General features: G+C 61.6%; 11 protein-coding genes. 6 read left to right on the top strand and 5 right to left on the bottom strand.

Features of this window, described 5'->3' with window-relative positions; genetic code table 11:
- A complete protein-coding gene (gene wrbA / locus FHR98_RS11280) occupies nucleotides 1-603 on the bottom strand; it encodes an NAD(P)H:quinone oxidoreductase (RefSeq protein WP_183416802.1) in 603 nt (200 codons plus the stop codon).
- Between the two features lie 132 nt (nucleotides 604-735).
- Between wrbA and FHR98_RS11275 the strand changes: the two genes are divergently transcribed.
- From FHR98_RS11275 to FHR98_RS11265, 3 genes are all read left to right on the top strand, one after another.
- On the top strand, nucleotides 736-1,659 hold the full coding sequence (locus FHR98_RS11275) for a LysR family transcriptional regulator (RefSeq protein WP_221205861.1): 924 nt from the start codon (nucleotides 736-738) through the stop codon (nucleotides 1,657-1,659).
- 10 nt (nucleotides 1,660-1,669) lie between these two features.
- The gene (locus FHR98_RS11270; protein ID WP_183416801.1) at nucleotides 1,670-2,590 is read left to right on the top strand and encodes a DMT family transporter; all 921 of its coding nucleotides are present in this window, start codon (nucleotides 1,670-1,672) and stop codon (nucleotides 2,588-2,590) included.
- Nucleotides 2,591-2,873: 283 nt separating this feature from the next.
- Nucleotides 2,874-3,428, top strand: coding sequence for a GNAT family N-acetyltransferase (locus FHR98_RS11265; protein WP_183416800.1), 555 nt, complete (start codon nucleotides 2,874-2,876; stop codon nucleotides 3,426-3,428).
- Here FHR98_RS11265 and FHR98_RS11260 read toward each other — a convergent pair.
- Genes FHR98_RS11260 through FHR98_RS11245 form a run of 4 tightly spaced genes read right to left on the bottom strand, consistent with a single transcriptional unit; the run spans nucleotide 3,388 to nucleotide 10,174 of the window.
- Nucleotides 3,388-5,490 carry a hypothetical protein gene (locus FHR98_RS11260; protein ID WP_183416799.1) on the bottom strand — a complete coding sequence of 701 codons (2,103 nt, stop codon included), beginning with the start codon at nucleotides 5,488-5,490 and terminating at the stop codon, nucleotides 3,388-3,390. The genes FHR98_RS11265 and FHR98_RS11260 overlap by 41 nt on opposite strands.
- Nucleotides 5,490-8,276, bottom strand: a complete 2,787-nt coding sequence (locus tag FHR98_RS11255) for a DUF4159 domain-containing protein (protein ID WP_183416798.1) — start codon at nucleotides 8,274-8,276, stop codon at nucleotides 5,490-5,492. The genes FHR98_RS11260 and FHR98_RS11255 overlap by 1 nt, the downstream gene beginning before the upstream one ends.
- On the bottom strand, nucleotides 8,276-9,184 hold the full coding sequence (locus tag FHR98_RS11250; RefSeq protein ID WP_183416797.1) for a DUF58 domain-containing protein: 909 nt from the start codon (nucleotides 9,182-9,184) through the stop codon (nucleotides 8,276-8,278). Before FHR98_RS11250 ends, FHR98_RS11255 begins: the two co-directional genes overlap by 1 nt.
- A 9-nt stretch (nucleotides 9,185-9,193) precedes the next feature.
- Nucleotides 9,194-10,174: an AAA family ATPase gene (locus FHR98_RS11245; RefSeq protein WP_183416944.1), complete on the bottom strand. Its 981-nt coding sequence runs from the start codon at nucleotides 10,172-10,174 to the stop codon at nucleotides 9,194-9,196.
- Between the two features lie 186 nt (nucleotides 10,175-10,360).
- Between FHR98_RS11245 and FHR98_RS11240 the strand changes: the two genes are divergently transcribed.
- Genes FHR98_RS11240 through FHR98_RS11230 form a run of 3 tightly spaced genes read left to right on the top strand, consistent with a single transcriptional unit; the run spans nucleotide 10,361 to nucleotide 12,805 of the window.
- Nucleotides 10,361-10,864, top strand: coding sequence for a DUF1285 domain-containing protein (locus FHR98_RS11240; protein WP_183416796.1), 504 nt, complete (start codon nucleotides 10,361-10,363; stop codon nucleotides 10,862-10,864).
- The gene (locus FHR98_RS11235) at nucleotides 10,861-11,526 is read left to right on the top strand and encodes a CoA pyrophosphatase (RefSeq protein WP_183416795.1); all 666 of its coding nucleotides are present in this window, start codon (nucleotides 10,861-10,863) and stop codon (nucleotides 11,524-11,526) included. Before FHR98_RS11240 ends, FHR98_RS11235 begins: the two co-directional genes overlap by 4 nt.
- A gap of 31 nt (nucleotides 11,527-11,557) precedes the next feature.
- On the top strand, nucleotides 11,558-12,805 hold the full coding sequence (locus FHR98_RS11230; RefSeq protein ID WP_183416794.1) for a CCA tRNA nucleotidyltransferase: 1,248 nt from the start codon (nucleotides 11,558-11,560) through the stop codon (nucleotides 12,803-12,805).
- The last annotated feature ends 1 nt before the right edge of the window (nucleotide 12,806 follow it).

Genomic DNA, 12,806 nt, shown 5'->3' with positions numbered 1-12,806 from the left:
TCAGGCAGCCAGCTTCTTGGCGATCTCGGCCACATGGCGACCCTGAGCCCGGGCGATGGCAAGTTCGTTTTCCGACGGCTGGCGTGATCCATCGCCGCCTGCAAGCGTCGTCGCACCGTAAGGCGTACCACCGGAAATTTCCGTCATGTTTCCTAACTCCGGAACTGAGTAGGGCACACCCACAACCACCATGCCGTGATGGAACAGAGTCGTATGGAATGATGTCAAGGTCGTCTCCTGGCCGCCGTGCTGGGTGGCCGTCGACGCGAATGCGCTTCCGACTTTGCCCACTAAAGCGCCTTTGGCCCAAAGGCCGCCGGTCTGGTCGAGGAAGTTTCGCATCTGCGAGGCCATATTGCCGAAGCGCGTCGGTGTCCCGAAGATGATCGCGTCATAATCCGCCAGCTCATGCGGCTTTGCGATCTCCGCGTCCTGCTCGACTTTCATTCCGGACTGGGCGGCAATGTTCGCCGGAACAAGCTCGGGCACACGTTTGATCGTCACTTCGGTGTCGGCCACGCCCCGCGCACCTGTCGCGATGGCGTCCGCCATCGTCTCGATGTGGCCGTAAGAGGAATAATAGAGAACCAGAACCTTCGTCATGATCGGCTTCCTTTCAGTGTAATCCAAGGATAGTGACGGTGTGGTAACCGCCTTCACGATCACAGATGGGGGCTTGGCTATTAATGTATTAGTGGTTAAAATCGAACATAATTGTTTCTATAGGTGAACAATATGAATCTCGATCGCCTGACTGAAATGGCAGTTTTTGCCGCTGTCGTCGACGAAGGCAGTTTCACCGGTGCGGCCCGCGCGCTTGACCAATCCAAGGCTGTGGTTTCAAAACGCGTTGCGTCCCTGGAGAATGCCTTGGGGCTCCGCCTGCTCAACCGTAGCACGCGCCGTCTTTCGATGACGGAAGCGGGAGAGGCGCTTTATGCGCGTTGTCGGACCATACTGGACGAGGCCGAGCAGGCTGAGGCGACCCTGAGACCCTTGGCCGAAGCGCCGCGCGGCCTGCTGCGCCTGGACGTTCCGGCTTCTTTTGGCGCGCGCCAGATTGCACCGCTCTTGCCTGCGTTCATGCATCGCTATCCGGAAATCTCCATCGATCTCACGTTGAACGATCAGATGATAAACTTGGTAGAGTCCGCGATCGACCTGGCAATCCGGATCGGCGAATTGGACGACTCCAGTCTCGTGTCGCGCCGCCTGGCGCCCAGTCGTCGATATCTCTGCGCCAGTCCCGATTACCTCCGGCGCAGGACCTTGCCGGAGGATCCGCGCGACCTGCGGGATCATCATTGCTTGCTATATAGGTACCAGGCCTCCGGCGAGCGCTGGAAGTTTCGGAACGCAAAGGGCGAGCGGCGGCAGGTAACGGTTTCAGGCCGTCTTCGGGCGAATCACGGCGAAGCGTTGTTGCAGGCCTGCGAAGCCGGGTTGGGTATTGGACTGCTGCCCAGCTTCATGGCGGGAACCGCTCTGCGCCAGGGGCGCTTGCTTCCAATCCTCTGCGACTGGCAGGATGAAGCCGACACGGCTGTTCATGCGGTGTATCCAGCAGCCCGCAACCTCTCTCCGAAGGTCCGGGTATTTATTGATTTCCTCGCCGCGCGGTTTGGTGGCAGGCCCTTTTGGGAAGAAGGATTGCCATGATGGAGCAGGTATGACCGCAGGCAAGCACCCGACTGGCGACGGCCGTCAGGCTTCCTCCTGGATGGCGCCGGGGGCCCTTTTGTTCGCGGCGCTTCTTTGGGGAACCTCCTGGCTGCCGATCCGATGGATAGCGGAGTACGACTTGGCGCCGGGTTGGGTGAATATCCTGCTCTACGGCGCAGCGGCGGTCTTCATGCTGCCTGCGTTTTGGCTGCGTCCGCTCCCCTTCACCTGGGAAGCCCGGCTGGCCTGGGCTTCCGCTTTCTTCTTTGGTGCGGCGTTGATGCTGTGGGGTGCGGCGATCCTAACCGGCGAGGTTGTTCGCGTGATTCTGCTCTTTTACCTATCACCGGTGTGGGCCAGCATCCTGGGACGCCTTTTCCTGAAAGACCGTGTCGGGCCGCTACGCATACTCGCAATTTTCTGTGGTCTCCTTGGCGCGGCGGTTGTGTTGGGGTTGCAGGACGGGTTGCCCTTGCCGCAGCAAACCGGCGACTGGTTCGGCCTTTTCGCCGGAATCGCTTTTGCTCTTGCCGCCTTGTTCTCCCGGATGACGCCGGGGATTGGCGGTCCGTCGCAAAGCGGGGTCGCTTACGTCGTGGCGACGCTGCTTGCGCTGTTTTTGTTGCTCGACCCCGAATTGGGGGCAACGCCGACCGGCCGCCAGATCACCGCCGCGATGGGCGTGGCGGCGATCAGCGCGGTGATTTGGTTCATACCGGCGGCAATCGTTGTGTTCTGGGCAACCAAAAAACTCGAGCCGGGGCGCGCCATGCTGTTGATGATGACGGAGGTGATTTTTGCAACGGTGTCCGCTGCGATCCTGACGGACGAACCCTTTGGTTTTCGCGAGTTGATCGGCTGCGTGCTGGTGGCAACGGCTGGCGGTATCGATGCCTTCTCGCAGCTTCGTCGCGGCGCCGTTCGGTGAAGTTACGTGTTGGCGGCGATCCTAAGCTTGTGGTAGGAGAAAACCATCAAGATTATCAGAGGCATGATCCATGCTGACTCGGCAACGACTACGACGACGATCCTGACGCCTCCCTTTGCGGGTGGCGGTGCGTCTGCTCGTCGAATGCGCCGGAATACATCCAAGCCGGGTCACTCCCAAGAAAGCGGAGATGACGAACACCAGACAGCAAGACAGTGACCGACCGCCGCAAAGCGGAACGACGCCGACGAATCGTCAAGAGTCACGCTGGAGTTCTAATGCTATGAGTTTTGAAATCATTGCCGAACGGCCGCAGGATGCGGGCCGGATTGATATTCTTCTGGAACGGACCTTTGGGCCCGAGCGTAAATCCAAAACCGTTTACCGGTTGCGCGACGGTTATGAGCCGGTTGTGGCGCTGTCGTTTGTGGCGGTTGATCCTGATAAGCAATTGCTGGGATCGATCCGCTATTGGCCGATTGTGATCGGCAAGGCGGCAACGCCGGCAATTCTTCTCGGGCCACTCGCCGTTGAGCCGTCCTTGCAAGGCCGGGGAATTGGCCGGGCATTGGTGCGGCATAGTCTGGCCGCCGCCAAACGCCAGCGCCATCGGCTTTGCTTGGTTGTGGGCGCGCCTGAATATTACGGCCCCTATGGATTCGAGAACGCCGGGGCCCGAAAGTTGCGGCTCCCGGGTCCGGTCGAGCCGGATCGCTTCCAGGTCTTTGAATTGCGCCAGGGCGCTTTGAAGGGTGTCTCGGGTCTGATCGCGCCAGCGGTCGATGCCTCGGCCCGGCTCAACGTCCCTCACGCTGCCAAGCCCAGGCAAGGGCGCTGATACTCAATAGCAATAACAAGAGGCCGGGCAGCAGGGGGGTGCGGTCAATTCCCGTAACCCGGAAGGCTGCCCGGTCAACGATGCCTAGCCAGTCGCGACCGCTGCGGTCGCGGCCCGGGGAAACCATACGCACGTTCGGCCAATCCGCTTGGTCGAGCGTTGTCTCGCGTCCCCCCGTCGCCGCTATCAAGGGCGCCAGGGTCCTTTGATCACGGCGCAAGTCCCTGTATTCCAGCGGGTTCAAGGGGCCAGCGGTCGCCAGGACCTGAAGATCGCCGTCGTTGACTCTGTAGAGACCAGGCTGACTGACAGGTAGTTCGACCTGCATCGCGCCTTTTTCGTCGGGCTCGATAACCAAGGATGTCTCTGTGCCGTCCGGCGCGACGACTTGAATCCTGCGCGCCGCCACGGTCAGGGAGCGGCGCTCGATAGATAGGGTTGCGCCCTCGATTTTGGCGCGCAGGTCTTCCTCTTCCAGCTCCGGCTCCTTCATCAGCCAGTGAGCAATCCGCCGCGTTAACTCACGCTGCGGTCCTCCGCCGTCGTAGCCGCGTGCCCAAAGCCAAATGTGATCGCTGGCAAGCTGGGCGACGCGGCCGCTGCCAACACGATCCAGGATCAATAAGGGTTTCTGTTCGATTCCGCTCATCACCACCTCGCCCCGGCGGCTATCCAAATCGATCTGTCGCAACCAGTCGCCCCAGGTAGGAACCTCCTGGGCCGACGCCACGCCCGGTAGCCCGGTGGTCACGGGATGGCGCAAGCCCGTAGCGGTCAGGCGCGGGGTGAAGCGTTGCTGGAGAATGCGCCCGCTCGGTTCGCCCGGAAGGACCGCGCCCAGCGGCGTACGGTAGAGCGACAAAGGCGTGGCGAAAGCCGGTCCAACAGCCTCCAGCAGCGCGCCGCCTTCCTCTACGTACTGGGCGACATTGGCCAGATAGAGTTGCGGCAACACGCCGCGTCTCTGGTAGCGGTCGAAAATGATCAGGTCGAACTCCTTCAGCTTGACCTCGAAGAGTTCGCGAGTCGGGAAGGCGATCAGCGAAAGTTCGCGGATCGGCGTTCCGTCCTGTTTTTCCGGGGGTCTTAGAATTGTGAAGTGGACGAGATCAATTGAAGGGTCGGACTTCAGCAGGTTTCGCCAAGCGCGCTCACCGGCATGCGGTTCGCCCGACACCAGCAGCACCCGCAGTCTTTCGCGAACCCCCTGTACTTCCACCGCCGCTCGATTGTTGATGAGGGAAAGCTCGTCAGGCCCAGGGTCCACCTCGATTTCCAAAATGCTGCGGCCACGCCGGTCCAAGGTGAAGGAGACATCCGACTCCTTGCCCAAAGGCACTAGGAAACTCCGGGGTGGCATTCCTGCCTGACGCAGGTGAACAAGCGCTTGTCCGCCGGGGGGCATGGCCGCTGTTTGCCCGGCCTCGTCCCCCGAAAGATCATCTACCCTGAGGGTGATCTTCTGCTCCTGGTCCACCAGGCTGTAAGCAGGGGCTTGGGTGATCGTGATGCGCCGGTCGCCTTCGCCGCGCTGTCCGGTGAGCAGCACCTGCAGAGGCGCTTCCTCACCCAGCAGGCCCTGCACTGCATCCACGTCATGGATACGTCCGTCGCTCACCAGGAATACGCCTGCCAGTTGGCCCTGCGGCACTTCACCCAACGCCCGCCGCAAAGCCGGGGCGAGACGCGTTCCGTCATTGTCCTGACCAAGGTCGCTTTCCAGCCGAAGGGTTCGGACCTCCAGGTTTGGCAAGGTATCGAACTGCGCCTGCAAATAGGCCTCGGCTTCCTGCAACTGATCGGGCCGGGGCGCGACCTGCTGGCTTGGCGTTTCATCCAGAATCATCAGGACAACGTTGGGAAGCCCCTCGCGTTGCTCGGCGATCAGCGAGGGGTTCGCCAAAGCAATCAGCAACAGCAGCGCGAACAGGGTGCGGGGCAGGCTGCCGCGCACCTGGCGTAAGAGGCAGAGCGCCGTGACGCCGAGCGATAGCGCGCCCAAGATCAAAAGCCAGGGCCATGGCAGCAACGGCGAGAAAGAAAGGCTGAGAGCGTCGCTCATCACTGTCCCAGCCTTTCCAGAATGAAGGGGACATGAACCTGATCGGCCTTGTAGTTCCCGGTCAGCGCATACATCACCAAATTGACGCCGACCCGATAGGCCATCTCGCGTTGGCGCTCGCCCCCGGGTGTAACCGGAAGGATCGGGGCGCCGCGGTCATCGATGGCCCAAGCGCCCGCCCAATCGCCGCTTGTGATGATGAGTGAGGCAACGCCGTCGTTCTGCTCTTCGCCGACGTTTTCGACCCAGGGCAGGCCACCCTGCAAGCGTCCCGGAAAATCCTGCAACAGATAGAAGGCTTTGGTTAGCACGTGGTCGGGGTCTATCGGGGCAAGTGGCGGCAGGTCCAGACCGGCGGTTATGGCCCGAAGTGCCGCTTCGCCGGGTGTCAGCAGACCGCCCAATCCGCGCCCAACCCGTTCCTCCTGCAAATCGAAGACGATGGTGCCGCCGTTGCGCATGTAGTCGGCAACGGCCTGTCTGGCCGTGGCATCCAACGGCCGTTGCTCGCGGGTAACCGGCCAATAGAGCAGGGGGAAAAAAGCCAGTTCGTCCCTGCCGAGCTGTACAGCAAAGGGTGCGGCCGCGGTGATCGAAGTGCGCTGGCGCAACACCAGCGTCAGGCCAGTCAATCCGGCTTCACTGACCCTGTCGATAGACGGCACGCCCGTCAGAACATAGGCGAGCCGTGTCTCGTTAGAGGCTTCCAACGCAAAGAGCTCCGGGTCTTGCGGGGTTCCCTCGTAAATACTTTGCTGGGCCAAGGCGCCAAAGGGCAGGGAAACCAGCAAAGCAAATCCGAGGACGGCGCCGGTCGAGCCCGCGGCAGTCAGGAATCGAGGTTTTTGCACCAGACCGCGCAGCAGCAACGCAATCAGAAGATCGAGAGTGGCCAGGAGCAGCGCCGCCGTTAACAGGGGCGTCAACAGGTTCGTTTCCTGATCCCGCTGATAAGTTTCTTGGATGACGCCGGCGGCTGTGACCTCGAAGGGTGCCAGCTCGCTCAGGTTCGGTCCAAGATTGACGGCGCGCCGCTCCCCCTGCAAACCGTATAGCCCCGGTGGTGTGGCAGCAGATGGTTTCGTCGCGGGGTCGGTCAGTTCGCCAGCCTCCGACCAGGGCGAAACGACGTGGCCGAAGCCATTGAGCAACTGAATAGGCGGCAGGGATGTCCCTTCTGCCGAGGCTTCGACGCCTTCGCTGACCTCGACGATCCGTCGCAACATATCGACGAACAGCCCGGAAAGTGGAAGATTGCTCCAGCTACTGTTGGCGGAGGTGTGGAAGAGCACCAATCTGCCTTCGCCTTGCGGAGCGGAAGTCACCAGTGGCGTGCCGTCTTCCAATCGTGCCCAGGTCTTGTTGGCCAGATCCAACGAGGGCTCTGCAAGCACTTGGCGTCCGATGGAAACCTCCGTGCTTCCTGCCAGGCCGTGGAACGGGCTGTCCGGCGGGAAATCGGCCAATGTCCCGCTCTGTCCCCAAGCCAGGGAACCGGTCAACAACCGATCCCCAGGGCGCAGCCGAACGGGAAGCAGTAGGGCTTGTGGGCTGCCACCGGTTGCAGCGACGGCATCCAGGAGCCGGGGGCCGGAGAAGCGAACCAGCAAGCCGCCCGCTTCGACCCAATCAACCAGCGTGTCGTGTTCCTCCGGGCTGAGCGTGCCGCTATCGGCGAGGATCAGCATAGAGAGATCGCGCGACAATAATTCCTCGATGCTGCCGCGCCGTAACTCGGAGAAGGGCGCCAACGCCTTTTCGAGGAAGAAAAGCTCTCCCAACAGAGGTTTGTCGGCCGCCAGTCGGTCAGGCGAGAATAGCCCTACCGGCCTGCGCCGCCAACGTTCGTCGAGTAGCGCGACACCCGCTGCGCTTCGCCCGCCAGCGGAAGCCAGCGAAAGCCGCACAGCCTCATTACGCAGTTCGATCGGCAAATCGAAGGAAACACTAACCTCGCCCGCGTCGGGTTCGAACAGCGCTTCCGATCGTCCAAGGAGTCGGCCGTTTTCCGCATAGGCTTCAACCGCAACCGTTTCCGCCGCGCCGATCACGCTGCGGCGCACGATGGCGCCCAAATTCTGTGCGCCGTGCTCGGGCGGCAACAGGGTCTTGGCGAGTACGGTCGGTGGGTCACTGATCAGAGTCAGGGATCCCAACCTCTGGAGCGTCGTTGCCAGTTCGGCGGCGCCGTCGCTTGCCAATCCATCGCTCAACCAGAAGGCCTGCGTCCCCGCCTGTAGTGCCAGGCCGGTTAGGGATTCCAGCAATGCGCGCCGGTTTACGGGCCAGGGCTTGGGCTGCAATGCCGACAGACGTTCGCGGGCCTGCGCGGGGCTGAGTTGGTCGCTGATCAGGCCCGTTTGGCCACCGGTATCCTCAGCCGTCGTTGCCAGAATGACTTGGCGCTGCTGCCGCTCCGCGCGTTCAATCAACTGGTTCCAGGACGTGACCCGGTCCTCCCATCGCGGTGCCGCGGACCAACCGTCGTCGATGACCAGCAGCAGCGGGCCGCGCCCGGCGAGCCACGCGCTGGGGTTGAATAGCGGCTCGGCAGCGGCGACAACCAGCAATGCGGCAATCAGCATGCGCAGCGCCAGCAGCCACCAGGGCGTGCGGGCCGGCGTTTCCTCCGTTGGCTTGAGACCAAGAAGCAACCGCAGCGCCGGGAAAAGCTGGCGTTTGGGTGCAGGCGGCGTGACACGGAGTAACAGCCATAGCACCGGCAATGCGCCCAATCCCAGCAGCACCCAGGGTTGCGCGAAAGCGATGATGCCGAGGTTCAACATCAGAAGAACATCCGCCGATTGGCCGAAAGTGCTTGATGCAGCGCTAGCAGTGTAGTTTCGGGTGCTCGTTCGGTAACATGCAAGCTATAGCCCCAACCGGCCGCGGCGCAGAAATCAACCAAGCTTTCGCGCAATCTCTTTAGGCGTTCTATGTAGCGGGGACGGACGGCCTCGACGCGCGACAAAAGCCAGCTTTCCTCGCCCTCCAAACCCTCGAACCTTGTGCGCCCCTGGTAGGGCAACGCAAGTTCAGCCGGATCCAAAATCTGCACAAGATGGCCACGCAGACCGGACGCTAAAAAGTGACGAAGGCGCTGCTCAAGGTCGTCATATGGCATCAGGAAATCGCTGCAAAAAACCAACTGGGCGTTGCGGGGAAGGTGCCGCAGAGGCGGCAGGCCGCGGTCGGCTACAACAGACAGTTGGCTGGCCAAGTTCATGAGCGCGCCCCGACCGCTACGCGGCGACTGATTGCTGCCCAGCAAGGCCACGCGCTCCCCGGCGCGGATCGACAACACGGCCAGGGCCATCATTAACAGCTTGGCCCGTTCGCTCTTGAACGGCAGAGTATCGAGGGAACGCCAATCCATGGAGGCGGAAGCATCGACCCAGAGCCAGGCGGATTGCGCCGCCTCCCATTCCTGCTCGCGGATGTAAAGTCGGTCGCTCTTGGCGGATTGCCGCCAGTCGAGTTGTTGCAGCGAGTCACCCTGTTCGTACTGTCGGAACTGCCAGAAGGTCTCCCCCTGTCCAACCCTGCGGCGCCCGTGAACGCCCTGCGCGACGGTGGAAGCGACCCGCTCTGCATTCAGTAGCAATGCAGGCAGCCGAGACGCAGCCTGTTCGCTCTGCTGGCGCAAGCGAAGCGCCTCGCGCCCGACACCCTCTCTGGTGTGCCGCTTATCCACGTCGTCCCGTCAGCGGTGTGGCGCCAAGAGGCGCCCGATGATGTCATCCAAGGTCACACCTTCCGCTCTCGCAGTGAAACTGAGTGCCATGCGATGGCGCAGCACCGGCGGGGTCAGGGTCACCACATCGTCGATGGAGGGTGCATAGCGACCGTCCATGACGGCAGCGGCACGCACCGCCAGCATCAATGCCTGGCTGGCGCGCGGTCCGGGACCCCAAGCCACTTGATTTCGAACTTCCTCCAATTCGCTGTGCTCCGGCCTGCCCGATCGCACGATGGAAAGAATTGCATCGACCACCTTGTCGCCAACCGGCACCCGGCGCACCAGCGCCTGTGCCGCGATCAGTTCGGCGGGTGTCATGACGGCCTTTGGTTGCTTCTGTTCCGCGCCCGTCGTTTCGAGTAGCATTTGCCGCTCGGCGGCCAGATCCGGATGGTCGACGTCGATCTCCATAAAAAAGCGATCGAGCTGCGCCTCGGGTAGCGGGTAGGTGCCTTCCTGTTCGAGCGGATTCTGGGTCGCCAGCACATGAAAGGGCGTCGGCAGACCATGTGCCTGCCCAGCAACCGTGACGCGCTGTTCCTGCATCGCCTGGAGCAAAGCCGACTGGGTGCGCGGGCTGGCGCGGTTTATCTCGTCGGCCATGAGAAGCTGACAGAATACCGGTCCGGGGATGAAGCGGAAGCTGCGCCGGCCGGCCTCATCGGTCTCCAATACCTCAGAGCCAAGTATATCCGCCGGCATCAGGTCGGGCGTGCACTGAATACGTTTATCGTCCAGCCCGAAGACGGTGCCCAGCGTCTCGACCAATCGCGTCTTGGCGAGCCCGGGCACGCCGATCAAGAGGGCGTGTCCACCGGCGAGCAATGTTATGAGGGTGCGCTCGACAACCTGTTCCTGACCGAAGATGACCTCGCCGACAGCTTGGCGAACAAGCCGCAGCTTGTTTCCCAGTGTCTCTACATCCTTCACGAGGTTTTCCTTCACGAGACCCTCTGGGCCATTGGTGTCGTCCGAATAATCACTTGTCTTCACGCTCGGCCTCCCACTCGTTTATCTTGCCCCTGTTTGCTTGCGTCAGTCTTCACCATATTCTTAAGCGAAGATGGCTAAAAGGGGGCGCATTAGTCGCCTTGGTCGCCAAGAGTTGATTAAAGGAGGTTCCAACCGGGCATGACTCAGGCAAAGAAAGGCCCGTTTTTTCGCGGCGATATCGACATGCGAATCGCACGTGATGGAACCTGGTTCTATAAGGGCACACCCATAGATAGAATGGCTCTGGTTAAGCTGTTCGCGACGATTCTGAGTCGCGATGACGCTGGTGATTATTGGCTCAAGACGCCGGTGGAGGAGACGCGTATTCAGGTCGAAGATGCCCCCTTCGTTGCGGTGGAGTTGGAAGTCCAGGGGAGCGGCCGAGATCGTCAGCTCCGGTTTCGCAGCAACATCGACGAATGGATTGTGGCGGGCCCCGCACACCCGATTCGCGTCGTTGAGAATCGGGATACCGGCGAGCCAAGCCCCTATGTACGGATGAGGCCGGGTCTGGAAGCGCTCATCGCCCGATCGGTTTTTTATCAATTGGCCGACCTTGCCGAACCCAGCCCGCAAAGCGACGGGCGTCTAGGTGTGTGGAGCGGCGGCGTGTTTTTTGATCTTGGGGAGAGCGAAGCGTGACCCCCGAGGAGATCGTGAAGCGTCTGTCGCGACCGCGCGTACGTTTCACCCGACGCGCGCCCCAAAGCGTGGAGGAGGATCACCCCAGTCGTGGTCATCCGAGTACCGACCTTCCGAGAGGCGACCACGATCTGAACAAGGATTTCTATCCTCCGGCGGGCACGCTGATAGGCGCCGCTGTGCTGGTACCGATAGTTCAGCGCCGGGATCAGTTGCCAACCGTTCTGCTTACCAAGCGCGCTGACCATCTCCGCGATCACGCCGGTCAAATTTCCTTTCCCGGCGGGCGCATCGAAGACAGTGACGCCGATCCGGATGCGGCCGCCTTGCGGGAGACGGAAGAGGAGATCGGGCTACCGCCGGATGGAATCGAGGTTGTCGGGCGATTGGACACCTACATCACCCGTACCGGTTTCGAGGTGACGCCGGTCGTGGGGCTGGTAGCCACACCCTTCAAACTAAAGCTGGACGCTTTTGAAGTGGCGGAGGCTTTCGAGGTGCCGCTGCGCTATTTCCTGGATCCTGCAAATCGCGAGGTTCACAGCCGTGTATGGCAGGGTCGTACACGATTTTTCTACGTCTATCCCTATGAGAAGCATTACATCTGGGGAGCGACCGCTGGCATGCTATCTAATCTGGCGGAGATTCTCCGCGAGGATTAGTGGCCACAACCCATAAGGACCTGCGTCTGCTATGGAGCCTGTCGAAACGATCGCTCCCGAGGAATGGATGACCGCCGGGCCTGCCCGACAGGTAGTTGAGGTGTTGCGGGCAGCGGGTGCCGAGGCGCGTTTTGTCGGCGGGTGCGTGCGGGATACGCTGGCTCACCGTCCGGTCAAAGATATTGATATTGCGACGGACGCCGTGCCCGAAAGGGTGTTGGCACTACTGAATGCGGCCGGTATCAAGGCCGTTGCGACCGGCCTGGAGCACGGGACCGTAACCGCCGTCATAGGAAAACGGGCATTCGAGATCACGACATTGCGCCGCGATGTGGAAACCTTTGGCCGCCATGCAACGGTTGCCTTTACCCGGGATTGGACCGCTGACGCTGCCCGGCGCGACCTGACCATCAATGCCATGTCACTAACCCCGGAAGGCTTGCTATACGATCCCTTCGGCGGACGCGCCGATCTTCTTGCCGGTGTCATCAGGTTTGTTGGGCAGGCGGCGCAGCGCATTCGCGAGGACTATTTGCGGATCCTGCGTTTTTTCCGCTTCTTGGCACTCTATGGACGGGTTGCTCCGGATCCGGAAACGCTGGCTGCTATCGAGGCCGAGCTTGCAGGTATCGAAAGTCTTTCTGGCGAGCGGTTGCGTAGCGAACTCTTGAAGCTCATGGCGGCAAGGGATCCGGCCCCGGCCCTCGAGTTGATGGTGCGCCATGGCGTGCTGGCGCGCCTCTTGCCGCAACCGGTGGGCCTTTCGGATCTCATAGCGGTCCTGGGATTGGAGAGAGCGTTCGGCGTGGAGCCGGACGAGCCAGACGCCCTCGTCCGGCTGGCAGCGTTGTTGCCGTCCCAAAGAGACGGGGCGATTGATCTTGCAAGGCGCATGCGATTCTCCAATCAGGAAAGCCAACGCCTCGCGCTGCTTGTTGCACCCCCGGTTACACCGTCTCTGCCGGCCAGTGCGGCGACGTTGCGAGTGCTCTGTTACCGGACGGGCCGATCGGACGCGTTGGCGATATGCTTACTGGCAGCCGCTCGTCAAAGGGTCTCGCTGACTGCTTTGACTGAAGCGCTCGACGTCATTCATGACTGGGACGATGACACACGGCTTCCCCTTTCGGGTGAAGACTTGCTGGCTTTGGGAGTGGCGCCGGGTCCGGAAATGGGGCGCTTGCTGAAGAAGGTCGAGGACTGGTGGATCGCCGAGGATTTCAGGCCCGACAAGGCAGCCTGTGTCGCAAAATCCAGAGAACTGCTGGCGGTGGGATAGG

This window comes from Limibacillus halophilus, assembly GCF_014191775.1.
Lineage (GTDB): Bacteria > Pseudomonadota > Alphaproteobacteria > Kiloniellales > CECT-8803 > Limibacillus > Limibacillus halophilus.
The sequence above is the reverse complement of the archived record's forward strand: the minus strand, read 5'-3'. Positions and strand labels throughout refer to the sequence as shown.

Bases quoted from the DNA above. Each gene is read 5' to 3' on its own strand.
- wrbA (WP_183416802.1), bottom strand. From the start codon at position 603: ATGACGAAGGTTCTGGTTCTCTATTATTCCTCTTACGGCCACATCGAG.
- FHR98_RS11275 (WP_221205861.1), top strand. From the start codon at position 736: ATGAATCTCGATCGCCTGACTGAAATGGCAGTTTTTGCCGCTGTCGTC.
- FHR98_RS11270 (WP_183416801.1), top strand. From the start codon at position 1,670: ATGACCGCAGGCAAGCACCCGACTGGCGACGGCCGTCAGGCTTCCTCC.
- FHR98_RS11265 (WP_183416800.1), top strand. From the start codon at position 2,874: ATGAGTTTTGAAATCATTGCCGAACGGCCGCAGGATGCGGGCCGGATT.
- FHR98_RS11260 (WP_183416799.1), bottom strand. From the start codon at position 5,490: ATGAGCGACGCTCTCAGCCTTTCTTTCTCGCCGTTGCTGCCATGGCCC.
- FHR98_RS11255 (WP_183416798.1), bottom strand. From the start codon at position 8,276: ATGTTGAACCTCGGCATCATCGCTTTCGCGCAACCCTGGGTGCTGCTG.
- FHR98_RS11240 (WP_183416796.1), top strand. From the start codon at position 10,361: ATGACTCAGGCAAAGAAAGGCCCGTTTTTTCGCGGCGATATCGACATG.
- FHR98_RS11230 (WP_183416794.1), top strand. From the start codon at position 11,558: ATGGAGCCTGTCGAAACGATCGCTCCCGAGGAATGGATGACCGCCGGG.